The organism is Polaribacter sp. ALD11, from assembly GCF_002831685.1.
GTDB lineage: Bacteria > Bacteroidota > Bacteroidia > Flavobacteriales > Flavobacteriaceae > Polaribacter.
Genome location: NZ_CP025119.1, coordinates 277,981 through 301,931 on the forward strand (window position 1 = coordinate 277,981; position 23,951 = coordinate 301,931).

A 23,951-nucleotide genomic window follows, 5' to 3' on the forward strand; every position below is an offset into this window, starting at 1 on the left:
AGTAAGTAGTATTTATTTGAAGTACGAAGATACATTTTTATAAATAATATGATTACTTTTTAGCCAAGAGGAAATCATTAAAATAAAATGCAAAAAGAATTTAAAATAGTTGTGCATTTAGAAGTAAAATAATATTATTTTTGTGGTTCGTTAGAAACGAAATCATCATGATTTTATTTAATAAAAGTTCTTTAGAAAATGATTAACAGAAGACATATTCGAGTTAAAGTAATGCAATCTGTGTACGCTATGTTGCAGTCTCATAATGATGATATCATTAGAGAAGAAAAATTCTTAAAACATAGTGTCTTAAAAATGTTTGATTTATATGTATTAAACATTCAATTGCTGGTAGAAGTTCAGAAATTAGCTACCAAAAAAATGGCACTTTCTAAAAAGAAAATTCTTGCTACAGCAGCAGATTTAAAACCCAACACAAAATTTATTGACAACAAAGTAATTAATACCATTGCAGAAAGTGTAAGTGTAGAAGGTTATATTGAGTTAAATAATTTAAATAATTGGGAAGAAAATGATGAGTATGTGAAAATTATTTTTGAAGAATTGCAACAAAGCGATTTGTACAAAAAATATTTATCCACAGAAGAAGACTCTTTTAAGCTTGATAAGGCTTTTGTAGTAGATTTCTTTAAAGAAATTATTGCACCTAATGAAAAGTTAGCAGAATATTATGAAGACAAGATGATTTCTTGGGTAGATGATATTCCTTTTGTAAATACTTGGATTGTAAAGACGTTGAGTAAACAAAAAGCAACTGGGTTGTTTGTCTTAGGTTCTTTATATAAAGACAAAGATGATGAAGATTTTGTTTCTAAATTATTTAGAAAAACAGTCTTAAAACAAGCTGAATACGAACAATACGTTGAAGACAAAACACCAAACTGGGAATCTGATAGGATTGCAGAAATAGACATGATATTAATTAAAATGTCTATTACAGAGTTTATGAACTTTCCGTCTATACCAACAAGAGTAACTATTAATGAATATATAGAAATCTCGAAAGATTACTCAACTTCAAAAAGTAGTTATTTTATAAACGGAGTTTTAGATAAGATTTCTAAAGAATTTATTGCCAACGAAAAAATAGTTAAAATAGGTAGAGGACTTATTTAAACTAAAAAAATTTATTATTTTTACAAAAATAGATTTAACAATGAAAAAAATAACATTCTTATTCGCTTTTTTAGTCGGAACAACATTTATGGTTTCTTGTGGAAACGGAAGTGCGTCAACTAAAATTAATAAAAGTAATTTAAATACTGCAAAATCTAGAGATGCAGAAATTAAAAAAGGAGTTGCTTCTATATCATTAGATAAAAAAGAGTACGATTTTGGTACTGTAAATGAAGGTGATATTGTAGAAACTATATTTAAAGTTACCAATTCTGGAAAAACAGATTTAGTAATAACAAATGCTACAGGTTCTTGTGGTTGTACTGTTCCTGTGTGGCCAAAAGCACCAATTAAACCAGGACAAACTGGTGAAGTAGGTGTAAAGTTTAATACTTCTGGGAAACCAAATAGACAAATGAAAACAGTTACTTTAACTACCAATACAGAATCTGGTAGAGAAGTATTAACACTTAGAGGTTCTGTAACACCTAAAGCAAAATTATAATAATGTTCAACACAATTTTTTTACAATTCGATTCAAGTAGTTTAGCTAGTATGTTGCCTTTTGCTGCAATGATTTTAGTCTTATATTTTTTTATGATAAGACCACAAATGAATCGTCAAAAGAAAGAAAAAGCTTTTCAAGCTGAAATAAAAACAGGATCTAAAGTAATAACTTCTAGTGGTATTCACGGTAAAATTACTGATGTGAATAATACAGATAATACTATTACAATAGAAACAGGAGCAGGTAAAATTAAATTTGAACGTTCTGCAATTTCTATGGAATTAAGTAAAAAATATTTAGCTCCGGTTAAAAAATAATTTTACTTCATTAATACATATTTAAAGTGGGTATTGTCTTTTTTAGATAATACTCACTTTTTTCTTTCTAAGCTTTTATGTAAATTGCATATTCTAAAAATCACTTTTGAAACCTAAAAAGAAAATACCTAAAACGTTTGTTAGTTTTTTATTAGCCTCTGTACTTATTTGGTTGTTAATAACATTATCTAAAGAGTATGTTACTAGTATTTATTTTCCAATAAACTACAGCAATATTTCTCAAAATAAACTGTTATTATCCGCGCCAGTAAATGAATTAGAAATTGTTGTTAAAACAAACGGATTTAAGATTTTAAGAACAAGAGTAAACACCAAAAGTATTACAATTAAGGCAAATGCATTAATCAAAAAAAAGGGAACAACACATTATTTACTGGTTAAGAATCAAAAGTTAAGGATTCAAAAACAATTACCTTCTGGGGTTGTTTTAGAGGAGATTATTAAAGATACATTGTTTTTAGATGTTGGTAGTTTGGTGACAAAGAAACTTCCTTTAAAACCAAATTTAAAAATAAAGTATCATATTGGTTATGATCTTTCTGAAGAAATTAGTGTAAAACCAGACAGTATTTTAGTTTCTGGGCCTGAAAACTATATTTCAGAAATTAAAAACATAGAACTTTTACCTTTAGAATTAGAAGGTGTAAAAGCAGATTTTGCAAAGAAAGCTGCAATTAAAATACCAAAAGGAATTAAGAACTTAAAATTTGAAACCAAAGAAATAACTATTTCTGGAAAAGTAGAAAAGTTTACAGAAGGTACTTTAGATGTAAGGTATACCATTATAAATGTGCCAGAAGGCATTGTAATTAATACTTTATCTAAGGAAGTACAAGTTACTTTTATTGTGGGGTTATCTAGTTTTAATAAAATAAATAAAAACTCACTTCAAATAGAGTGTGATTATAGTATGTCTGAATCTAATAATTTAGGGTATTTGATTCCTAAATTGGTTTACAAACCATCAGAAATAAAAAGTTATAAAATTATACCCAATAAGATCGATTTTTTAATTCAGCATTAATATGGTAATTGGTTTAACAGGTGGAATCGGAAGCGGAAAGACAACAGTTGCTAAACTGTTTCACAACTTTAATACAGTAGCAGTTTATATAGCAGATGTTGAGGCCAAAAAACTGATGAATTCTTCGGATATAATTCGAAAAAAACTGATAGAAGCATTTGGCGAAAAAACCTATCAAAAGCATCAACTAAACAGGCCATTTTTAGCAAGTATTGTTTTTAATAATAAAGAAAAACTTCACATTTTAAACAGTATTGTGCATCCTGAAGTAAAAAAGCATTTTCAGAAATTTATTGAGAACAACACCAATAAAGCATATATTGTTTATGAAAGTGCTATTCTATTTGAAAGCAATAGTCAACATCAATTTGATTTTGTTATTTCTGTTTTTGTAGATTTAGAAGAAAGAATTAGAAGAGTTTTAGATAGAGATAATTCTACAAGACAAGAAGTTTTAAGTCGAATTAATAGTCAATGGAAAGAAGATAAAAAGCTACTCTTATCTAATTATGTAATTAATAATTACGCACTTCAAGAAACCGAATCTTCTGTTAAAAAAATTCATAATATTTTAACAAAAAAGGCAGCTACTTTTTCGTAAAATATATTTATATTGTTAAATAACTCTTAAAATTCCAACAAACTTGTTAATTTAGGTTAAAATCAATAATTACAACTTATGAAAGTAGTAAATTTGATTTATGCGTAAAAAAATGTTTATTCTTATTGTTGTTTTAATGAGTACTTCCTTGATAGGAATTATAACTGTACAGCTATATTGGATAAACAATGCGTTAGAAAGTAAAAAGGCACAATTTAAAAATGATGTTCAAAAATCTTTAGGAGCAGCAACTGAAAGAATTAACGAAAAAGAACAAGCAGAGTTTCAAAAGAAAATAGAAGGTCTTATTGCTCAGAAAGGTTTAGCTGATAAAGCCGAATTAAAAAGTTATTTAATACAGCAAATAGATACTACAACTAAAGAAAAAATAACCTTTGGAGGTACTTTTTTAGAAGAGAATTTTAAGTTACCAACGGATTTTTTAAATAACGATTCTATTATATATAAAAGGGTAACAGGAAAAAAAGACTTTTTTAGATCTTCCTTAATAAAAAGTCCAGACAATTATTTTCCAAAAATAGATGAAGAAAGATATTCATTTATTAAATCCTATTCAGAATTTGATAGGTTGCAAACGATAGATTTATTGAATGATGTTAATCGAAAGAAGTTAATTCATGAGAGAATTAGTAATAATGAGCTAAATAGAATTATTAAAGAGGAATTAGCCAAAAGAAATGTTTATTTAGATTTTAAATATGGTGTCTATAGTATTGATGAATTAGCAACAAAATTAAAATCTGGTTATTATACTATAAATACAAAAGACAGTTATAAATACCCACTTTTTTATGACTCTTTAGGGAATATAAGCTATAATTTACACGTTACTTTTCCTGATAAAAATGATCATATTTTATCGGGTATTTCAAGTATTTTATTACTGTCATTATTTTTTATTTTCATCATTATTATTGCTTTTTCTAGCTCTTTATATCAACTAATTAGACAGAAAAAAATCTCTGAAATAAAAACAGATTTTATCAATAATATGACGCATGAATTTAAAACACCAATTGCAACCATTAATTTGGCTTTAGATTCAATTAAAAATCCTAAAATTTTAGGAGACGATGCAAAAGTTTTGCGTTATGTAGAAATGATTAGAGAAGAGAATAAAAGAATGCACTCTCAGGTAGAGAATGTATTAAGAATTTCTAGATTAGAAAAAAATCAGATTGATTTAAGTAAGGAAACCATAGACCTGCACGACACTATAGAAGATGCTATTACGCATGTAAGTTTATTAGTTGAAGATAGAAAGGGGAGAATAGATACGCACTTAGAAGCGGTTGTGTCTGAATTACCAGGAAATCAATTTCACCTTACAAATGTTGTGGTGAACATGTTAGAAAATGCTATAAAGTATTCAGAAGGCGCTCCAATAATAGATGTATATACAGAAAGTAGTAGTAAGTTTTTTATTTTCAAAATAAAAGATACAGGAATAGGAATGAGTAAAGCGGTACAAAAACAAGTTTTTAATAAGTTTTACAGAGAACAAAAAGGAAATATTCATGACATAAAAGGTCATGGATTGGGATTAGCATACGTAAAAGAAATTGTAGAAAAACACCACGGAACAGTATTTGTTGAAAGTGAAAAAGGAAAAGGAAGCATGTTCACGGTAAAATTACCTTTAATTTAAAAGTATAAAACAATGGGAAGTAAAAAAATTTTATTAGTAGAAGACGATCCTAATTTTGGAACGGTTCTAAAAGATTATTTAGCATTAAACGATTACAATGTAACACATGCAAAAGACGGAATAGAAGGTCTTATTATGTTTAAAAATAGCGATTATGATTTGTGTATTTTAGACGTAATGATGCCTAGAAAAGATGGTTTTTCTTTAGCACAAGATATTAGAGTTACAAATAAAGAAGTGCCAATTATTTTTTTAACAGCAAAGACATTAAAAGAAGATGTTTTAAGAGGGTATGCCGTTGGTGCAGATGATTATTTAAATAAACCTTTCGATTCGGAGGTTTTATTACACAAGATTAAAGCAATATTACAACGTAAGGAAATAGACAATTCTCCAGAAAGCGAGCAATTTGAGTTTACAGTAGGTAGTTTCTTGTTTAATTCTAAATTACGTCATCTAACTGTTGGTGAAGATGGTGAGCCAATTAAATTGTCTCCAAAAGAAAGTAAATTGTTACGCATGTTGGCAATTCATAAAAATGATTTAATGCCAAGAGAATTAGCATTAACAAAAATATGGAGAGATGATAATTATTTTACATCTAGAAGTATGGACGTATATATTGCAAAATTGCGTAAATACTTAAAAGTAGATGATAAAGTAGAGATTTTAAATATCCACGGAGAAGGCTTTAGATTAGTAGATAAAATCTAAATTTAAAATACTTCCCTAATAAAATAACTCAGTTCGTAAAACAAGCTGAGTTTTTTGTATTTTTATGGGATGGCAGAATTCATTAAAATATATAACGAAAATCCCAATCCTAAAGAAATAGCCAAAGTTGTAAAAGTTTTACAAGCTGGCGGTTTGGTTATTTATCCAACAGATACTGTCTATGGTTTAGGTTGCGATATTACAAAAACTAAAGCTTTAGAAAAAATTGCAAGAATAAAAGGTATCAATTTAGAGAAAGCAAACTTCTCATTTATTTGCAACGATTTAAGTCATCTTTCAGATTATGTAAAGCAAATAGATTCCGCGACTTTTAAAATTTTAAAAAGAGCATTGCCAGGACCTTATACGTTTATTCTTCCTGGTAGTAATAATCTGCCAAAAGTATTCAAAAAGAAAAAAACGGTAGGAATTAGAATTCCAGATAACAATATTATAAGAACTTTAGTTGCAGAACTGGGCAACCCAATAATGTCGACTTCTATTAGAGATGATGATGATGTTTTAGAATATACTACAGATCCTGAATTAATTTTTGAAAAATGGCAAAATTTAGTTGATCTTGTAATTGACGGTGGTTCTGGAGATAATGAACCTTCTACAGTAATCGATTTAACAGATGAACCAACAGTAGTTAGACAAGGAAAAGGAAGTTTAGATATTTTGTAGAATTAGTTTCGAAGTTGAAAACTAATCAGCTCTAGTGATTTTTTGAAAGATAAAAAAAAGTATCGTAAACTAATTAAAATTACTAAGTTTAAAAAAAGCTAATTACTTTAAATTCTTAAATTTCTTTCTACCTAAAACAAAATATTGCCAAACAATGCTAGTATGTAAATTGTAATCTTGTTTTTTTTGAAGTTTTTTTCGTTTTCCTAAGAATTTAAAAAAGTTTTTATAAAAACTAATATGTGCTTTTAAAATTGCAAGTGTATGAACTGGTCTTAATTCAATTAGAAACTTTATACCCGCAATTCCGTCTAAAATTAAACGAGAAAATATAACGAACAAAAACCATTTTTTAGGAACGTTTTTAACTACATTTAATAAACTATTTCTAAAATTCAAATAGGTTTTATGCGGATTTGTTTCCTGTAGCGTTGCGCCACCAACATGAAAAACAGTAGAAGTACCAACATATTTTACCTTGTAACCTATGTTTTGGGTTCTCCAACATAAATCAATCTCTTCTTGATGCGCAAAGTAATCTTCATCTAAACCACCTAATTGATGATAGACTTTAGAACGAATAAATAAACAAGCACCAGTAGCCCAGAAAATTTCAGAAATATCGTTAAACTGCCCATTATCGGTTTCTAAATTATTAAAAATGCGACCTCTACAATAAGGGTAACCATATAAATCTAAAAAACCACCGGCAGCACCAGCATATTCAAATTTATTTTTGTCTTTATAATCTAATAATTTTGGCTGTATAATTGCTGTTTTCTCTTCTCTTTTAAAAACTTCTAAAAGAGGTTGAAGCCAATCTTTAGTAACTTCAACATCAGAGTTTAAAAGACAATAAATATCTGCGTCAACGTTAGCTAAAGCATCATTATAACCTTTTGCATAGCCTTCATTTGTGGTGTTTTCTATGATTTTTATCGAAGGATAAAACTCCTTTACATATTTTATAGAAGTGTCTGTAGAAGCATTGTCAGCAATATAAATTTCAGCCAATTCAGAGCTGAAATTAACCACAGAAGGTAAAAACTGTTCTAAAAGTTTTTGTCCGTTCCAATTTAATATGATGATTGCTGTTTTCAAGGATGCGAATTTACAGTTTAAAATCTTTTGTCAAGAATAAAAAAACAAATCATTTTGTTAAAATCTAAAGGGTAAAACTACTTAAGTGTTATACACCCTTTTATTTAAAGCGTATTTATACTCTTCATTTTAATTATAATCTTAAATAACTTTGAAGTATGATATATCATTAAAGGAGTTAGCTGAAAATCCTAAAAGAGTAAGCGTTATTTTAAATTTTTAATGATGAGTAAAACAATAAATGTTCATGTAACAATCGACACAATCGCCCTAGCAAAAGCTTATTCAAATCCTAGTAAAGATTTTAACAATCCAACAGGAATTGGGCACAATTTTTCTTATATGATTGCAACTTCTAATACTATTTCTGGTAGTGGAACCGGTGATCTTAATTTTAGCGCACAAGTTGGAGACACAGTAAGGTTTTTTGGGAATTCAGCTTCAAATAATTTTGAAGATGCGATACTTCTTTACGGTATTGATCGTTTTGGAGGGGTAGAAGTATTTAGCCCTTTTATGAGTTTAACTTTTACCAAAAATGGAGTTTCTCCTTCTAATCAAAATGTATTACCTGCACACATTGGTAGTCAGCAATTTTGGTTTTATCAATCATCTGTAATAATTGCGGGTACAGAAAATTACAAAGTAGTTTTTGCTTTTTATAAAAGAGACGAAAATGGAAATCCTATTTTATTTGGATATTTCCAATGGGATCCTACAATTACTGTAACGGGTTAATATCTTTTATTATATATGATTTAATTATAAACCTTAAGAAAATATTTCTTGAGGTTTATTTTGTATAATCTGGAATTTCTTTCAAGAAAATATAGGTTTCATTTTCAAAATCCATTTTACAATAAAAATGCTCTAAACCATTGGTAACAATTAAGAAGTTAGCTCTCAGTTTTAAATTGTAACGTGCAATTTGATCGAAAGTAGCTTGTGTTATTTTAATTTGTGGCGCTTTACATTCTACAATAATATCGGGTTTTCCTTCAGTATTAAAAACTAAAATATCGGTTCTTTTCTTACGATTATTAATTGTTAACTGTTTTTCTAAAGCAATTAAAGAGGTTGGATATTTCTTTTCTTCAATTAAAAACTGAACGTAATGTTGACGAACCCATTCTTCTGGAGTTAAAACCATATATTTTTTTCTCAAATTATCAAAAATAAGCATCTTATTTTCGTTACTTTTGAGTCTGAATTTATAGTTTGGTAGGTTGAGTTTTTGCATCAATCAAAAGTAAATAAAAATCAGTTATGATACATTTATTAGTTGGTAATACTGGCGCGGGAAAATCTACGTTTGCAAATAAATTAAAAGTAGATATAAATGGTGTTGTTTTTACGCTAGATAAGTGGAATAAAATATTGTTTTTACCAGACAAAACAGAAAAAGATGGTTTAGATTGGTTTTTAGATAGAATTGAAAGAGCAGAATTATTAATGCAAGATTTAATTTTGCAATTAGAAAAATCTGGTGTAGATAGTATTCTAGATGTAGGACTTTCTAAATTTGCACACAGAGAAAAGTATCGAAAGTTTGCAAAAGAAAATAAGATAGAAGTTAAAACTCATTTCTTAGATGTTTCAAGAACAATTAGAAAAGAAAGAATTCTAAAAAGAAACTTAGAAAAAGGAGAGACTTTTGAATTTGAAGTAAGCGAAGATAATTTTGAGTTTATGGAAAGTTGGTTTGAAACCCCTACAAAAGAGGAGTTACAGAACGCAATAATTATAAAAAAATAAATGAACGAGATAAAAGCCATTGTTTCCGATATTAAAAGCGGTAACATAAAACCTATTTATTTTTTAATGGGTGATGAGCCTTATTATATAGATAAAATTTCTGATTATATAGAAGATAATATCTTAGATGAAGCCGAAAGAGGCTTTAATCAGCAAGTAATGTATGGTAGAGATGCAACAATAGAAGATATTGTTTCCGCAGCAAAAAGATACCCAATGATGGCCGAAAGACAAGTTATAATTGTTAAAGAAGCGCAAGATTTAAGTAGAAATATAGAGAAGTTGGTTTCTTATGCAGAGAATCCGCAACCAACCACAGTTTTAGTTTTAAATTACAAATACAAGAAATTAGACAAACGTAAGAAGTTGCACAAAGCAATTGCAAAAACGGGTTTTATTTTTGAAAGTAAAAAATTATATGAAAATCAGGTTTCAGACTGGATTCGTAGGATTTTAAGTGGAAAAAAATATCAAATTGAACCCAAAGCATCTTTAATGCTTGTTGAATTTCTAGGAACAGATTTAAGTAAGATTTCTAATGAATTAGATAAGTTAATGTTGGTGCTACCAAAAGAAACCATTATTAACGACAAACATATTGAAGAAAATATAGGTATTTCTAAAGACTTTAATAATTTTGAATTAAGAAAAGCAGTAGGAGAGAAGGACATTGTAAAAGCAAATAGAATTATTAATTATTTTGCAGAAAATCCTAAGAATAACCCGTTGGTTATGACAATTTCTTTATTGAATGGTTATTTTACTCAACTTCTAATGTTTCATGGTTTAAAAGATAAGTCTAAAAGTTCTGTAGCTAAGAATTTAGGCGTGAATCCGTATTTTGTAGATGAATATTTTTTAGCTGCAAGAAATTATCCGATGCGTAAAGTGGCGCAAGTAATTGCTTTTTTAAGAGATGCAGATGTAAAGAGTAAAGGTGTTGGTGCAAACCAATCTAATGAAGATATTTTAAAAGAACTATTGTTTAAAATTTTACACTAAAATTAAATTAAAAATGAAAAATATTTTTGACAAAGAAATTACAAATGAAGTAATTAAAAGAGTTAATCTTTTAACTCCAAAAGCGAAAGCAAATTGGGGTAAAATGTCTGTTTCACAAATGCTAGCGCATTGCTGTGTAACCTATGAAATAATTTACACAGATAAACATCCAAAACCAAACGCATTTGTAAAAATGCTGTTAAAATTATTTGTTAAAAATGCTGTTGTTTCTGAAAAACCTTTTACAAAAAACGGAAAAACTGCACCACAATTTATAATTTCTGATGAACGTGAATTCGAAGTAGAGAAAAAACGTTTGATAGCTTTTATGATAAAAACTCAGGAATTAGGAGATCTCTATTTTGATGGTAAAGAATCTCATTCTTTTGGTAAACTATCTGCCAAAGAATGGAACAATTCTTTTTATAAACACTTAGACCATCATTTAACGCAGTTTGGAGTTTAGTGCTCTCAGGTTAATACGCTAACGTTAAAACGATTATTGAATGTTTTAGAATAGTGTTTGCCAAGTTGTTTTTTAATGAGAAAATTGATACGGGAAAAAACCTATTGATCAAAATAAAAAAAACCTCACTTTTAATTAGCAGTGAGGTTTTAAAATATTAATTTCTATAAATTTTATCGTATAAATCTTTGTAGATATCTTTTATAATTGCTCGTTTCATTTTCATAGTTGGGGTTAAGTGTCCACCATCTATAGACCAAACATCTGGTGTTAGTTCAAAACGTTTAATACGTTCCCATTTTCCAAAATGAACATTACATTTGTCTACTTCCTTTTGAATTCTATTTATAACCAATTCAGAATTTACAATTTCTTCATTTGTATTGCCAATTTTATGTCCTTTTTTAGCAATCCAGTCTTTTATAAAATCGAAATTTGGTTGAATAATTGCTGCTGGCATTTTTTCACCTTCACCAACAACCATTACTTGCTCTATAAATAAAGATTGTTTTAATTCACCTTCTAGTAATGGCGGAACTACATATTTACCACCAGAAGTTTTAAACATTTCTTTAGTTCTCCCCGTAATTTTTAAGAAACCTTCATCATCAAGCTCACCTTTATCACCTGTATAAAAATAACCATCTTTTAAAACTTCGGCAGATTTTGCTTCATCTTTAAAATAGCCCATCATTACATTAGGTCCTTTTACCAAGATTTCTCCACTTTCGGCAATTTTAACCTCAACATGCTTTAGAACTTTACCAACAGTACCCACTCTAAAACCTTTGTTTCTTTGATCGTTTACAGTAATTACGGGAGATGTTTCTGTAAGTCCATAGCCTTCCATAATAGGCATATTTGCAGCTGCAAAAATTCTTGTAAGTCTAGGTTGTAAAGCAGCACTACCAGAAACCATTAATTTTAATTCACCACCTAAAGCAGCTTGCCATTTAGTAAAAATTAATTTTCTAGCTAATGTTAATTGTTTTTCATACCACCAACCATTTTCGCCATACGGCTTGTATCTTAAACCTAAATTTACTGCCCAAAAGAATAGTATTTTTTTAACCCCAGATAAAGTTTCTCCTTTTAGAATAATTTTATCATATATTTTTTCATACAAACGTGGTACAGCAGTCATTACGTTTGGTTTTATTTCTTGAGCATTTTCAGAAAGTTTTTCTATAGATTCTGCAAAGTATATAGAAACCCCACAATATTGATATAAATACAATATCATTCTTTCGAAAATGTGGCAAATAGGTAGAAAACTTAAACCAACATCATTACCGTCTTCTAAAGGAACTCTTTCTTTAGCAGCTAATACATTTGAAACGATGTTTTTATGTGATAGCATTACACCTTTTGGTCTCCCTGTAGTTCCTGAAGTATAAATTAAAGTAGCTAAATCTTCGGGCTTTACAGCCTCTTTTCTATCTTCTACTTCTTTTTGATTGATTTGGTCTTTTCCTAACTCTAAAACCTCTTTCCAAGATTTTTCACCAGCAATATCATCAAAAGTAAAAATGCCTTTTAATTTGGTGTTCCCTTTTATTTTATTAATTTTTTCTAAAACGTCAACATCAGAAACAAAACAATAAATAGATTCTGAATGATTTAAAACATATTCATAATCTTCTTTAGAAATTGTTGGATAAATAGGTACATTCTGAGCACCCGTTTGTAAAATTCCAATATCACAAATATTCCATTCTGTTCTGTTATTAGAAGAGATTATAGCAATTTTATCATTTGGTTTTATACCTAAATTTAATAAGCCTCTACTAAGCTGGTTGGCTTTATCTACATATTCTTGGGTAGAAATACTTTCCCATTTATTATTATATTTGGTAGTAAGTGCTTTATTTAAATTATAAGTTTCTAATTGGTAGTAAGGAAAATCAAATAATCTAGTAATTTCTATCGCCATAAGTTCTAATTTGTGTATTGCAAATTAGGAAAATTACTGCTATTTAGCAAATACTTATTATAAGAGTTTATTAATTGCGAATTTTTTATTTTTTTGATATTATTATTTCTAATTCTTTAGTATAATATGTTTTAGTTATAATTTATAACACCATAAGAAATATGACTTTAAACATATTAAGAATGAGGTTTTTAGATGTTTGAAATGAAAGTGTTTTTAGGAAACCTTGTAATGATAATTTCGGGGTATGCAAGAATATATCTTAAAAAGAACTAGCTCCTTTATTAAATAAAGAAGCTAGTTGCAATCTGGTCTTTGTTAGCCCCCGAACTCTAACTGTTCCCATTGGGGGGCAATTTAGTATGAATTTTTTAGGCAGATACACGTATAAATACCTATTTTTTGTCAATTAAGTATTTGCTAAAGCTTCTTCCATTGATTTCTGTATATTTTGAATCGATTTCATAGGCAACATCCATATTAGAAATGTTGAAGTCGCCAGAAACCTTCATGTATTTGATATTTAAATCCTCTTCAAATTTTGTGTTTTTAAAAGAAACTCCGTCATTAAATTGTGTGTATTTAAAGGTTGCGCTATCTTTAAAAGTAGCATTAGAAAAACTTACATTTTTACTAAACTTAGCATATTTAAAAGTAGCAGCTTCATTAAAAAGGGTGTTTGAGAAATCGATGTTTTTATCAAATTTAGCATACTTAAAGGTGTTTTCATCATCAAAAGTTGAATTAGAAAAGTCTGAATCCCTTTCAAATCTAGAATATTTAAACATGGCTTTACGTTCGAAGTTACAGTTCTTAAAAATTGCGATATCTTCAAAACTTGCAATAAAAGTATAACCAGAATCTTCATCTGGTATATATGCTAGAACATCCTCTTTAAAAGTACAGTTTATAAACGAAATTTTTACATCTATCATTTTTTTAATTTCATTTGAAGAGTTGTTAGAACTCCAGTTAAACCAGCTACTCTTCCTCTTCCTTGGTAGTTTTTCCATCGCATCATCCATATATGTAAAATCGAGGACTCCTTCTATAGTTGTATTCTCTATAGAAATAGATTTACCTGCTTTTATGTCTTTCATTATAGCAGATGCTTTAACTGTTCTCTGAGCATAAGAAATTGAATTGACTAAAAAGAAACTAATAGCTAAAAGTGTAATTTTATATTTCATTTTTTTGAGTTTTAAAGTGTTTTATTAAATGACAACCCAAAAGTTAACCTGTGACAGTTTTTAAGAAATAAATGTAATTGTAAATGCAGTTTTGTTGTTTTTCGAAGTAAAATGAATCGTTCCTTTATGGGCTTCAACAATACTTTTTGTAAGTGTTAGACCAATACCAGAACCGTTTTTACGCGTTGTAAAATAAGGTACAAATACAGTGTCTTTTATTTCTTTAGGAATACCAACACCATTATCTGAAATTTCTAGATACAAACGATTCTTGTTTTTTGAAAGCTGAACCTCTATTGTTGGTTTCTTAGTTTCTGTAAGTGCATACAAGCAATTCGATATTAAATTGATTAAAATTTGTTCTACTTGTTGTTTGTCTGCATTAATAAGATGTTCTTCAGCTACATTAAAAATTATGGTAATTTTCTTAGCTAAAAAGTCTTGTTTGTAAAGTTCTAAAGTGTTTTTGATTGTTTCAGTTAGATTGATTTCTTTTTTAATTGGCAAAGGTAATTCAGCCAATTTTCTATAAGTATCTACAAAAGAAGTTAGATGTTGAGAGCGTCTTTTAATAATACTTAAACCTTGCGAAAGTTCATCAATTGTGTCTTCATCTGTATTTTCTTCTTGCAATAAAGTGTGTAAGTTTTCGGCTAAACTACTAATAGGAGTAATGGTATTTATAATTTCATGAGACATCACATTCATTAATTTGTACCATGCTTCTTTTTCTTTTTTGTCTATTAATTGCTGAATAGTTTCTAAAGAAATTACTAAATACCCAAATTCATTGGTTTGTGTAACAGATGTTTTTAAGAAAAATTCTTCCTTTTCTTCATTAATTGTTAATGAAATTGTGAGTCTATTTTCTTTCCACTCGTTGATATAACTTGTTAAAGTTCCAATTTTTTTATTGAGTAGATTCCAGTTGTAAAACTTCGGAATTTTTAAAAATGAAGCAAACGCTTTGTTAATCTGAAATACAGAAACCTCATTATTTGCATTTTTTTTAAGAATTAAAATCCCGATTCCTAAACTTTCTATAATATTAGTAAAAATGAGTTGTTCAGAAGATTTTTGAAGGCTTTGCTTGCGATGTTTTTCTAATAATAAAGCAGTTTTATTGTGTAACGGATTTTTTCTTTTTTCCGCAGAGATTGTATTCGAATAATCATTAAATAACAAGCAATCTATAGATTTTTCTATATCTGTAAATAACTTTTTTAGATATTCTGTAAAAAGGTGAAATTGAAATAATAGTACTAATGAAAACCCAATAGTATTTACAAAAAAGCCTTTTTTAAAGCTAAATACTATGATTACACCATTAATTATTAATAATAATATTCTAATTATAATTTGAATGTATTGTGGTTTTCCCATTTACAATTGATGTTTCTCTAATCTTCTGTACAAAGCTGCTCTTGTTAAACCTAAATCTTTTGCTGCTCTAGAAATATTGCCTTGATGTTTTTGAATGGCTTGCTGAATTAATATTTTTTCTGAATCTTCTAAATTTAAACTTCCTCCTAAATTTACGTCTATTTTTTTTGTTGAAAAGTGCAAGTCCGAAACTTCAATTTTAGGATTATCGGTAATAATAACAGCACGTTCTACAATATGTTCTATTTCTCTAATATTTCCTGGCCAATGATAATTTTCCATCGCTTTTAAAGCTTCATTACTATAACCATTAATTTTCTTTCGATATTTTTGAGTTAGTTTGTGTAAAAAATGAGCAGCTAATAAAGAAATATCATCTGCTCTTTCTCGAAGTGCAGGTAAATTTAGTTCAATGGTATTTATTCTGAATAACAGATCTTGTCTAAATGTTTGTTCATCTACCATTTTATGAATGGGCGCATTTGTAGCACAAATAATTCTTACATCTAAATCTCTTTCTTTTCCTTCGCCTAAACGTGTTACTTTTCGGTTCTGAATAACCGTTAATAGTTTGGATTGTAAATGGAGTGGAAGGTTCCCAATTTCATCCAAGAAAATGGTTCCGCCTTTGGCTAGTTCAAATCTACCTAACGTATCTTTTTGTGCATCTGTAAAAGCGCCTTTTGCATACCCAAACAATTCACTTTCAAATAAATTTTCATTTAAAGAACCTAAATCTACATGTATAAAAGGATAGTTTTTTCTGCTAGACTGCAAATGAATTTCTTTTGCAAAGACAAATTTTCCAGTTCCATTTTCGCCTAAAATTAAAACATTTGCATCTGTTGGTGCTACTTTACTAACCAGATTTGTGGCAGATTTCATTGCCGAAGAATTTCCAATAATATGTTCTGTTTTTTTGTGAAATTCTTTGTCTTGATGTTCTTGTATGGTTTCTAATTGTGTGTTTTTTCTTTTAGAACGCGCCAATTCTACACCAGCATTTACAGCAGCATAGAGCTTTTCTGTGGTCCAAGGTTTTAAAATAAAATCTGTAGCGCCTTTTTTAATGGCTTCTACGGCTAAATTTACACTTCCGAAAGCAGTCATTAAAAGAATGGTCGTTTCCGGGCTCACTTCTTTTATATTTTTTAACCAATACAAACCTTCTTTACCATCTTCAAAACCAATTCGATAATTCATGTCTAAAATAACAACGTCGATGGTGTTTTTAGTTAAATGATTGTTTATTTTTTTCGGATTGTTTTCTGTTACAATTGACGTAAAATATTTTTTCAAACTAATTCTTGCAGAAAATAAAATATCATCATCATCATCTACAATTAAAATGGAAGCAGCTGTTTTTCTCATAGTACATAATTACCCTTTTGTTTGAATATGAACAAATAAATGTTCGTTTTTGAACATATTTTAAAAAGTAAAATTCGTTATTTAGTTATAAATCAATAATTTAACTTTTATTATTCGATGGCATATTTGTGGTATATGGATAACCAAACGAACTCAGAAATTATGGATAAGCAGATTACACCTAAAAGTAAAAAAACAAAAAAAATGTTGTTATGGGGAATTCCAGTTGCTTTTTTATTGGTAATCATATTAATGAATGCTACTAGAAAAAAACAAGTCAATTTAGAAAAAGATGCTATTAGTATTCGAGAAGTTCTTAAAGGAGATTTTGAAGATGTTGTTTTATTTAATAGTACGGTAGAACCTAAAACGTCTGTTTTGGTAAATGTAATTCAAGGTGGTGCTGTTTCAGAGATTTTTGTAGAAAGCGGACAAACCATTAAAAAAGGAACGCCACTTTTAAAAGTATACAATCCGAATGCAGAGTTAAATTATTTAACGCAAGAAACTGCCATGGTTGAGCAGATTAACAATTTAAGAAACTTACGTGTAAATATTAAAAATCAACAATTAAGTTTAGATCAGCAATTATTGAGTATAGATAATGATTTTAGAAATGCTAAAAGACAGTATTTATTAGATTCAACTTTATACAAAAAAGAAGTTATTGCCAGAAATGATTATCAAAAAACGAATCAGGAGTACACGTTTCAAAAAGAAAGAAGTGGCGTAATTAAAAAGAGTGTTTTTAATGAGAAAAAAAGTAGAGATATACAATTATCAAGAATAAATACATCTTTAACAAACATGGAAAAAAGCTTAGAACTGTTGAATAAAAATAAAGAAAATTTTATGGTAAAGGCACCTGTAGATGGCTTGTTGTCTTCGTTCAATCCTATTTTGGGAGAAAGCTACAATCAAGGACAACCGATTGGAAAAATGGATGTTTTAGATGGTTATAAATTAGTTGCAAAAGTAGATGAATATTATATCTCTAAATTGCAAGAAGGTATTAAAGGAACCGTTGCAGTAAATGCTAAAAATTATAAAATAGAGCTTTCTAAAGTGTATTCAGAAATTGTAAACGGACAATTTAAATTAGAATTAACTTTTGAACAAGATTCACTTTCATCATCCGTAAAAAGAGGTATGTCTTTAAAAACGAAAATGTTTTTATCTGGTAAAACAAAAGCGTTGTTGTTACCAAAAGGGATGTTTTATCAAAGTACAAGTGGTACATGGGTTTTTGTTTTAAACTCAGATAATAAAGCCGTAAAAAGAAGCATAAAAATTGGTAGAGAAAATCCGTTTTATTACGAAGTTTTAGAAGGTTTAAAAGAAGGAGATAGAATAATAACTTCTAATTATGATGATTATAAAGAAGTAGAAGAAGTAAATATAAATTAGATAAAAGCCAAAAAAAATTAAAATTTAAAAACATATAAAATGATAAAAATAACAGATTTAGTAAAAGTATACAGAACAGAAGAAGTAGAAACAACAGCCTTAAATAGGTTGAGTTTAGAAGTGAAGAAAGGAGAATTTGTATCAATAATGGGAGCTTCTGGTTGTGGTAAATCAACCTTATTAAATATTATTGGGTTGTTAGATGCACTAAATAATGGAAGTTACCTTTTTGATGAAACTGAAGTAGCAAAATTCAATGAAAAACAACGTGCTGGTTTAAGAAAATCTAATATTGGTTTTGTGTTTCAAAATTTTAATTTAATTGATGAATTAACGGTTTACGAAAACGTAGAACTGCCTTTAATTTACAATAAAGTAAAGTCTGCTGACAGAAAAGAACGTGTTACAGAAATTCTTGAAAGAATTGGAATTGCACACAGAGCAAAACATTTTCCTTTACAATTATCTGGTGGTCAGCAACAAAGAGTTGCAGTTGCTAGAGCTTTGGTTACAAATCCTAAATTAATTTTAGCAGATGAACCAACAGGTAATCTAGACAGTAAAAGTGGAAATGATGTAATGGAATTATTAACAGAATTGCATGCAACAGGCGCAACAATTGTTATGGTTACACACTCGTCTTATGATGCACAATTTTCATCAAGAATTATCACTTTAAAAGATGGAGAAGTAATATCAGAAAAAACAAATGAACATAAAGTAGATGTTTTAGTTCAGTAATTAATAACCAAAAAAAAACTAGAACAGATGTTTACAACATGGTTTAAAATATTTTTTAGAAATAGTAAGAAAAACTGGCTAAACACATTGATTAATATTAGCGGGTTAACTTTAGGTTTGGCAGGTTTATTAATCGTTTTATTGTATTTAAACGAAGAAAAAAGCTATAATCAATGGAATCCTAATAAAGATGATGTTTATAGGGTAAACCTAAAACAGCCAAAAAATGATGAAGTTTGGTTTACTGTAAATGCGGGTATGTACCTTACTTTTCCAAAAGAACTACCAGAAGTAACAGCATCTTTAATGGTAAAACCATTTTATAGAAGTAAGGTAATTCAATATAAAGATGCGTTTGAGTTTAATGATAAAACCATATTTACAGAACCACAGTTTTTTGACTTTTTTCCTTTTGAAATTCTAGAAGGATCTGCACAAAAATTTGCAGAAACTAGAACAAATATTGCTTTGTCTAAAGCGTATGCAGATAGAGTTTTTAAAGGAGATAAAGCTGTAGGAAATACTGTGAAAATTGATGGGGAAAATTATATTGTAAGTTGTGTTTATAAAATTCCGAAGAACTCACATCAAGAACCAGAAGCATTAATTCAGTTTGATGAAGAATTTGAAGTCAATTGGGGAAACCATAATAACGAAGTATTCTGTAGAATAACTAAAGGAACAGATTTAGAAGGTCTAAAGGTAAAAATGAATCAAGTTATTGTTGAAAAAGCATATAGAAAAAATGTAGAAGAAAATGGAATGACTATTAAAGAATTTGATAAAACGTATGGAATTCCAACAGTTCTTTTAGATAAATTAGATACGTTGTATTTACACAATACAGCAAAAAGAGCTGGACCAAGTGGTGCTGGTAATTATCAATTATTAATGATATTATTAGGCTTGTCTATTTTGTTAATTGTTATTTCTTGTGTAAATTTTATTAATTTATCTGTTGCAATAGCAAGTCAAAGAGCAAAAGAAGTAGGTGTAAAGAAAACATTGGGTTTATCTAAAAAGCAACTACTCTTTCAATATATATCTGAAATTGTTTTACAAGGGTTAATATCATTTGTTTTTGCATTGGTAATTGTAGAGTTATCATTGCCCTTTTTTAATGAGTTTGTTCAAACAGAAATCTCAATATTGCATACAAATTCATTATTGATATTGCTTTTTACAGCAATTTTTCTTTCACTTTTTGTAGGTAGTATTCCTGCATTATATCTTTCAAATTTTAAAGCAATTGAAGTTTTAAAAGGAAGTGTTTCTAAAAGTAAAAAAGGAAATTTAGCAAGAAATATCATGTTAGGGTTGCAGTTTTTAATTTCAGGATTTTTTATTATTAGCATGTTAATTGTTGGAAGTCAAATTACCTATATTATGGAAAAAGATTTAGGTTTTGATAAAGAACAAGTACTTTCTGTTAATGTTTATAGTATGCCTAATAAGTATAAAAAATATAAATTGGCAAAAGAGGTTTTATCAAAAAATAATAACATTATAGATGTAACGTCAAGTATGTTTGTTCCTGGAGATGGCTATGTAAGTGGTACTGATTTAAGACATAAAATAAATGACAAAAGTTTAAATACTGCTTCTAACGTAGTAGATTATAATTATATAGATTTTGCGAAAATTAAATTATTAAAAGGAAGAAATTTTTCTGATAAAATTGCTTCAGATAGCGCTAGTAAGATTATTATAAATGAAACGGCCGCTAAAAAATTAGGAATTTATAACAAACCTTTGGGAGAAAAATTGACTTTAGGTTGGTTGGAAGAGGATGATACTAAAAATTCTTTTGAAGTTATTGGTATGGTACAAGATTATCATTTTGATGGTTTTGATAATGTAATTGCACCCATGTTTCTTGTTCTTTGGGACGGTATGAGTTTTACACATAGCTGGATTCCTGCTATTCAATTTAAAATAAAACCAACTAATATTGACAAAACAATTGCAGAAATAGAAACTTATTGGAGGCAAAATATAGATGCTAAATATCCTTTTTCTTATGAGTTTTTAGATCAAAAATTTGCAAAAACATATAAGAAGTATCAAAAACAACAAATGATGTTTTTAATTTTATCTATGTTGGTAATTTTAATCTCATTATTAGGTTTATTTGCTTTGGCAACCTTAACCATTCAACAACGTTTAAAAGAAGTTGCAATCAGAAAAACTTTGGGTGCATCTGTAAAAGAAATTATGTTTCAGTTGTTAAAAAACTTTCTTAAAATTGTAGTAATCTCTTCTATTATATTAATTCCTGTGGCGTATTTTTTTATGCAAAATTGGCTAGAAAACTTTGTGTATAGAATAGAGATGCCTATGCTTCCATACATAATTACACCTATTGTTTTAGTTGTTTTAGTCTTTGCTGTTGTAGGTTTAAAGGCTTATAACGCAACTAAAATCGATTTAATAAAATACTTAAAATTCGAATAATTATGTTAAAGAATTGGTTTAAAATATTTTACAGAAATAGTAAGAAAAATTGGATACATATTGTTGTTAATATATTCGGATTAACAGTTGGTTTTGCAGGGTTATTATTGGTTCTATTGTACCTAAAAGATGAACAAAGCTATAATGCTAACAATGCAAATCTTAATGAAATTTACAGAGTAATTCATAAAATGTCTGATGGAGAAATTTGGGCGAACAGTACTAATGTTGAAGGCTTAAAATATAAAGAAGACATACCAGAAATAACCGCTTTTTATTTGAGTAATAATTGGGAAGAAAGTGCTGTTGCAAAATTAGAAGGTAAGCAAGTTTTTATTGAAGATATTTTAGAGGGGAATTCTAATTTCTTTGAGTTCTTTCCTTTTGAAATTATTGAAGGAAGTTCTGCTAATTTTGAAAAGAGTAGAAATCATTTAGCAATTTCAGAAAAACAGGCTAAAATTTTATTTGGAAATAAAATAGCTATTGGTAAAACAATTGAATTCGATGGCAGAAGCTTTATTGTTACCACTGTTTATAAAATAACTGGCAAGCATTACTTTATGCCAAGTATGGTTATTCAATTCAAAAAAGAACCTGAAGGTCATTGGGGTAATTTTTCTAATAATTTATTTATTAAAACAACAAAAGAAGTAAACATAGAAAGTATAGAGAAAAAAGCGCTAGCTATTTGGTATCAAAATGAGGTTTTACCTTCTTCTAAAAGAGATGGTATAACACCAGAAGAATTTATAGAAAAGTACGGAACAACTCCTATTTTTGAACCTTTAAAAGATATTCGGTTAAAAACGATTGCAGATAATTCTGGTCCACAAGGAAAAGGGAATTATCAGTTAGTTTTAATTATGTTATCATTATCAATATTGCTAATCTTAATTTCTTGTGTCAATTTTATAAATTTATCTATTGCATCAGCAACACAGAGAGCTAAAGAAGTTGGAGTAAAGAAAATATTAGGGCTTTCTAAAAGCACTTTAACTATGCAATATGCACTAGAAATTATTTTTCAGGGTTTTGTGTCTTTTCTATTATCTATGCTATTAGTAGAGCTTATTTTACCATCATTTAATGGTTTTATGAATAAAGAAATTTCTATTCTTAATTTCGATTTATTTTTAAGAGTTGCAATTATAGCGATAATTGTATCATTTATTATTGGTTTTATTCCGGCTATTTATGTGTCAAAATTTAAAACTGTAGAAGTATTAAAAGGAAATGTTTCTAGAAGTAAGCATGGTGTTTTTGCAAGAAATATTATGTTAGGAATTCAGTTTTTAATTTCAGGTTTTTTTCTAACAGGTTCATTAATAATTTATAATCAAGTAGATTATATGATGAAAAAAGAACTAGGTTTTAACGGAGATCAAGTAGTAGTAGTTTCCATGAATGAATATAAAGATAGATATAAGAAATATCTTTTAGCAAAAAAGGAATTAAGCAAACACCCAAATATAGAAGTGGTAACTAGTAATTCTTATATTATTGGTGGCGGAAGTTCAAACTCAACAAATGTAGATTATAAGAATGTAACAGTGCAAACGTATGCAAATGCTGTAGATTTCGATTATTTGCAAACAATGAAAATGAAACTTTTAAAAGGACGTTTTTTTGATGAAAATAGAACATCAGATACGATTAATAATGTTATTATAAACGAAACTTTAGCAAAAGCATTCAATATTTATAACGACCCAATAGGTAAAAAGATAAAGCCAGGTTTTTATGATGAAAATGGTGTTCTTAAAGTATTAAATATTATTGGTATGGTAAAAGATAATCATACATATGGTTTTGATAGTAAAATTCTACCAACTATGGTAACACACTGGAATACATTTAACTGGATGAAGCAAAATTTTTGGTGGATTCAATTCAAAATTAAACCAAACAACACGCAAGAAACTTTAAAATACATCGAAAATTATTGGGGAGAAAATATAGAACAAGGGTATCCTTTTAGTGCACAATTTTTAAACAAACGTTTTGCTAGAACTTATGCTAAATATCAGAAACAAAAAACACTCTTTTTAATTTTAACCTCTGTGGTTATCATCATTTCTTTATTAGGTTTATTCGCGCTAGCAACCCTAACAATTCAGCAAAGATTAAAAGAGGTTGCAATACGTAAAACATTAGGGGCTTCTGTAAAAGAAATTATGTTTCAATTGATTAAAAGTTTCCTAAAAATAACAATAATAGCTTCTGTAATTTTAATTCCTATCGCCTATTATTTTATGCAAAATTGGTTAGATAATTTTGTTTATAGAATAGACATGCCATTATTTCCATTTATAATTACACCAATAGTACTAACTATTTTAGTATTTGTAGTGGTAGGTTTAAAAGCTTTTAATGCCACAAAAATAGACTTGATAAAATATCTAAAATTTGAATAAAAAATAAATAACAGTCACAAATTAAAAATTATCGAGTCTTTTGTATAGAAATA

Annotated in this window: 22 protein-coding genes; 16 read left to right on the top strand and 6 right to left on the bottom strand. The window is 28.2% G+C overall.

From position 1 onward, the window contains the following. Positions 1-198: 198 nt before the first annotated feature. The 8 genes from nusB to CW731_RS01135 all read left to right on the top strand — a co-directional run bounded on the left by nusB (position 199) and on the right by CW731_RS01135 (position 6,678). Positions 199-1,137 carry a transcription antitermination factor NusB gene (nusB, locus tag CW731_RS01100; protein ID WP_100944980.1) on the top strand — a complete coding sequence of 313 codons (939 nt, stop codon included), beginning with the start codon at positions 199-201 and terminating at the stop codon, positions 1,135-1,137. Positions 1,138-1,177: 40 nt separating this feature from the next. Beyond that, a complete protein-coding gene (locus tag CW731_RS01105; protein ID WP_100944981.1) occupies positions 1,178-1,642 on the top strand; it encodes a DUF1573 domain-containing protein in 465 nt (154 codons plus the stop codon). 2 nt (positions 1,643-1,644) lie between these two features. After that, complete coding sequence (gene yajC, locus CW731_RS01110) at positions 1,645-1,962, top strand: preprotein translocase subunit YajC (protein ID WP_100944982.1); 318 nt, start codon at positions 1,645-1,647, stop codon at positions 1,960-1,962. A 106-nt stretch (positions 1,963-2,068) separates the two neighbouring features. Then, positions 2,069-3,007, top strand: coding sequence for a CdaR family protein (locus CW731_RS01115; RefSeq protein WP_100944983.1), 939 nt, complete (start codon positions 2,069-2,071; stop codon positions 3,005-3,007). Between the two features lies 1 nt (position 3,008). Continuing rightward, positions 3,009-3,608 (top strand): dephospho-CoA kinase, encoded by a 600-nt coding sequence (gene coaE, locus CW731_RS01120; protein WP_100944984.1) that lies wholly within the window; start codon positions 3,009-3,011, stop codon positions 3,606-3,608. Between the two features lie 100 nt (positions 3,609-3,708). Then, on the top strand, positions 3,709-5,277 hold the full coding sequence (locus CW731_RS01125) for a sensor histidine kinase KdpD (RefSeq protein WP_100944985.1): 1,569 nt from the start codon (positions 3,709-3,711) through the stop codon (positions 5,275-5,277). Positions 5,278-5,289: 12 nt separating this feature from the next. Continuing rightward, positions 5,290-5,991 carry a response regulator transcription factor gene (locus CW731_RS01130; RefSeq protein ID WP_100944986.1) on the top strand — a complete coding sequence of 234 codons (702 nt, stop codon included), beginning with the start codon at positions 5,290-5,292 and terminating at the stop codon, positions 5,989-5,991. A 69-nt stretch (positions 5,992-6,060) separates the two neighbouring features. Then, positions 6,061-6,678 (top strand): L-threonylcarbamoyladenylate synthase, encoded by a 618-nt coding sequence (locus CW731_RS01135; protein ID WP_100944987.1) that lies wholly within the window; start codon positions 6,061-6,063, stop codon positions 6,676-6,678. A 102-nt stretch (positions 6,679-6,780) separates the two neighbouring features. Here CW731_RS01135 and CW731_RS01140 read toward each other — a convergent pair whose 3' ends face one another. After that, positions 6,781-7,779 carry a glycosyltransferase family 2 protein gene (locus CW731_RS01140; RefSeq protein WP_100944988.1) on the bottom strand — a complete coding sequence of 333 codons (999 nt, stop codon included), beginning with the start codon at positions 7,777-7,779 and terminating at the stop codon, positions 6,781-6,783. A gap of 225 nt (positions 7,780-8,004) precedes the next feature. Here CW731_RS01140 and CW731_RS01145 point away from each other — a divergent pair, with 225 nt between their 5' ends. Further along, positions 8,005-8,517 (top strand): inclusion body family protein, encoded by a 513-nt coding sequence (locus CW731_RS01145; protein WP_157812163.1) that lies wholly within the window; start codon positions 8,005-8,007, stop codon positions 8,515-8,517. A gap of 55 nt (positions 8,518-8,572) precedes the next feature. On the opposite strand, the gene CW731_RS01150 is transcribed toward CW731_RS01145, so the two are convergent. Further along, on the bottom strand, positions 8,573-9,019 hold the full coding sequence (locus tag CW731_RS01150) for a type I restriction enzyme HsdR N-terminal domain-containing protein (RefSeq protein WP_100944990.1): 447 nt from the start codon (positions 9,017-9,019) through the stop codon (positions 8,573-8,575). 26 nt (positions 9,020-9,045) lie between these two features. Here CW731_RS01150 and CW731_RS01155 point away from each other — a divergent pair, with 26 nt between their 5' ends. The 3 genes from CW731_RS01155 to CW731_RS01165 are packed head-to-tail and all read left to right on the top strand — an operon-like array spanning position 9,046 to position 11,002. Further along, positions 9,046-9,534: an ATP-binding protein gene (locus CW731_RS01155; RefSeq protein ID WP_100944991.1), complete on the top strand. Its 489-nt coding sequence runs from the start codon at positions 9,046-9,048 to the stop codon at positions 9,532-9,534. Further along, positions 9,535-10,536 carry a DNA polymerase III subunit delta gene (gene holA, locus CW731_RS01160; RefSeq protein ID WP_100944992.1) on the top strand — a complete coding sequence of 334 codons (1,002 nt, stop codon included), beginning with the start codon at positions 9,535-9,537 and terminating at the stop codon, positions 10,534-10,536. It begins immediately after the preceding gene. A 13-nt stretch (positions 10,537-10,549) separates the two neighbouring features. Next, entirely contained in the window at positions 10,550-11,002 is a 453-nt protein-coding gene (locus tag CW731_RS01165; protein WP_100944993.1) for a DUF1569 domain-containing protein, read from the top strand. 157 nt (positions 11,003-11,159) lie between these two features. On the opposite strand, the gene CW731_RS01170 is transcribed toward CW731_RS01165, so the two are convergent. The 4 genes from CW731_RS01170 to CW731_RS01185 all read right to left on the bottom strand — a co-directional run bounded on the left by CW731_RS01170 (position 11,160) and on the right by CW731_RS01185 (position 16,879). Continuing rightward, positions 11,160-12,935, bottom strand: coding sequence for a long-chain fatty acid--CoA ligase (locus tag CW731_RS01170; protein WP_100944994.1), 1,776 nt, complete (start codon positions 12,933-12,935; stop codon positions 11,160-11,162). 395 nt (positions 12,936-13,330) lie between these two features. Further along, complete coding sequence (locus CW731_RS01175; protein ID WP_100944995.1) at positions 13,331-14,125, bottom strand: pentapeptide repeat-containing protein; 795 nt, start codon at positions 14,123-14,125, stop codon at positions 13,331-13,333. A 60-nt stretch (positions 14,126-14,185) separates the two neighbouring features. Continuing rightward, a complete protein-coding gene (locus CW731_RS01180; RefSeq protein ID WP_100944996.1) occupies positions 14,186-15,508 on the bottom strand; it encodes a PAS domain-containing sensor histidine kinase in 1,323 nt (440 codons plus the stop codon). Then, positions 15,509-16,879, bottom strand: coding sequence for a sigma-54 dependent transcriptional regulator (locus tag CW731_RS01185; protein ID WP_100944997.1), 1,371 nt, complete (start codon positions 16,877-16,879; stop codon positions 15,509-15,511). A 117-nt stretch (positions 16,880-16,996) separates the two neighbouring features. Between CW731_RS01185 and CW731_RS01190 the strand changes: the two genes are divergently transcribed. Genes CW731_RS01190 through CW731_RS01205 form a run of 4 tightly spaced genes read left to right on the top strand, consistent with a single transcriptional unit; the run spans position 16,997 to position 23,898 of the window. Beyond that, the gene (locus CW731_RS01190; RefSeq protein WP_100944998.1) at positions 16,997-18,286 is read left to right on the top strand and encodes an efflux RND transporter periplasmic adaptor subunit; all 1,290 of its coding nucleotides are present in this window, start codon (positions 16,997-16,999) and stop codon (positions 18,284-18,286) included. A gap of 39 nt (positions 18,287-18,325) precedes the next feature. Next, entirely contained in the window at positions 18,326-19,027 is a 702-nt protein-coding gene (locus tag CW731_RS01195) for an ABC transporter ATP-binding protein (protein ID WP_100944999.1), read from the top strand. Between the two features lie 27 nt (positions 19,028-19,054). Continuing rightward, entirely contained in the window at positions 19,055-21,481 is a 2,427-nt protein-coding gene (locus tag CW731_RS01200) for an ABC transporter permease (protein ID WP_100945000.1), read from the top strand. A 2-nt stretch (positions 21,482-21,483) separates the two neighbouring features. After that, positions 21,484-23,898, top strand: a complete 2,415-nt coding sequence (locus CW731_RS01205) for an ABC transporter permease (protein WP_100945001.1) — start codon at positions 21,484-21,486, stop codon at positions 23,896-23,898. Positions 23,899-23,951: the final 53 nt, after the last annotated feature.

Excerpts from the sequence above, each read along its gene's own strand:
- nusB (WP_100944980.1), top strand. The coding sequence starts at position 199 with ATGATTAACAGAAGACATATTCGAGTTAAAGTAATGCAATCTGTGTAC.
- CW731_RS01105 (WP_100944981.1), top strand. The coding sequence starts at position 1,178 with ATGAAAAAAATAACATTCTTATTCGCTTTTTTAGTCGGAACAACATTT.
- yajC (WP_100944982.1), top strand. The coding sequence starts at position 1,645 with ATGTTCAACACAATTTTTTTACAATTCGATTCAAGTAGTTTAGCTAGT.
- coaE (WP_100944984.1), top strand. The coding sequence starts at position 3,009 with ATGGTAATTGGTTTAACAGGTGGAATCGGAAGCGGAAAGACAACAGTT.
- CW731_RS01125 (WP_100944985.1), top strand. The coding sequence starts at position 3,709 with ATGCGTAAAAAAATGTTTATTCTTATTGTTGTTTTAATGAGTACTTCC.
- CW731_RS01130 (WP_100944986.1), top strand. The coding sequence starts at position 5,290 with ATGGGAAGTAAAAAAATTTTATTAGTAGAAGACGATCCTAATTTTGGA.
- CW731_RS01135 (WP_100944987.1), top strand. The coding sequence starts at position 6,061 with ATGGCAGAATTCATTAAAATATATAACGAAAATCCCAATCCTAAAGAA.
- CW731_RS01145 (WP_157812163.1), top strand. The coding sequence starts at position 8,005 with ATGAGTAAAACAATAAATGTTCATGTAACAATCGACACAATCGCCCTA.
- CW731_RS01150 (WP_100944990.1), bottom strand. The coding sequence starts at position 9,019 with ATGCAAAAACTCAACCTACCAAACTATAAATTCAGACTCAAAAGTAAC.
- CW731_RS01155 (WP_100944991.1), top strand. The coding sequence starts at position 9,046 with ATGATACATTTATTAGTTGGTAATACTGGCGCGGGAAAATCTACGTTT.
- holA (WP_100944992.1), top strand. The coding sequence starts at position 9,535 with ATGAACGAGATAAAAGCCATTGTTTCCGATATTAAAAGCGGTAACATA.
- CW731_RS01165 (WP_100944993.1), top strand. The coding sequence starts at position 10,550 with ATGAAAAATATTTTTGACAAAGAAATTACAAATGAAGTAATTAAAAGA.
- CW731_RS01170 (WP_100944994.1), bottom strand. The coding sequence starts at position 12,935 with ATGGCGATAGAAATTACTAGATTATTTGATTTTCCTTACTACCAATTA.
- CW731_RS01175 (WP_100944995.1), bottom strand. The coding sequence starts at position 14,125 with ATGAAATATAAAATTACACTTTTAGCTATTAGTTTCTTTTTAGTCAAT.
- CW731_RS01180 (WP_100944996.1), bottom strand. The coding sequence starts at position 15,508 with ATGGGAAAACCACAATACATTCAAATTATAATTAGAATATTATTATTA.
- CW731_RS01185 (WP_100944997.1), bottom strand. The coding sequence starts at position 16,879 with ATGAGAAAAACAGCTGCTTCCATTTTAATTGTAGATGATGATGATGAT.
- CW731_RS01190 (WP_100944998.1), top strand. The coding sequence starts at position 16,997 with ATGGCATATTTGTGGTATATGGATAACCAAACGAACTCAGAAATTATG.
- CW731_RS01195 (WP_100944999.1), top strand. The coding sequence starts at position 18,326 with ATGATAAAAATAACAGATTTAGTAAAAGTATACAGAACAGAAGAAGTA.
- CW731_RS01200 (WP_100945000.1), top strand. The coding sequence starts at position 19,055 with ATGTTTACAACATGGTTTAAAATATTTTTTAGAAATAGTAAGAAAAAC.
- CW731_RS01205 (WP_100945001.1), top strand. The coding sequence starts at position 21,484 with ATGTTAAAGAATTGGTTTAAAATATTTTACAGAAATAGTAAGAAAAAT.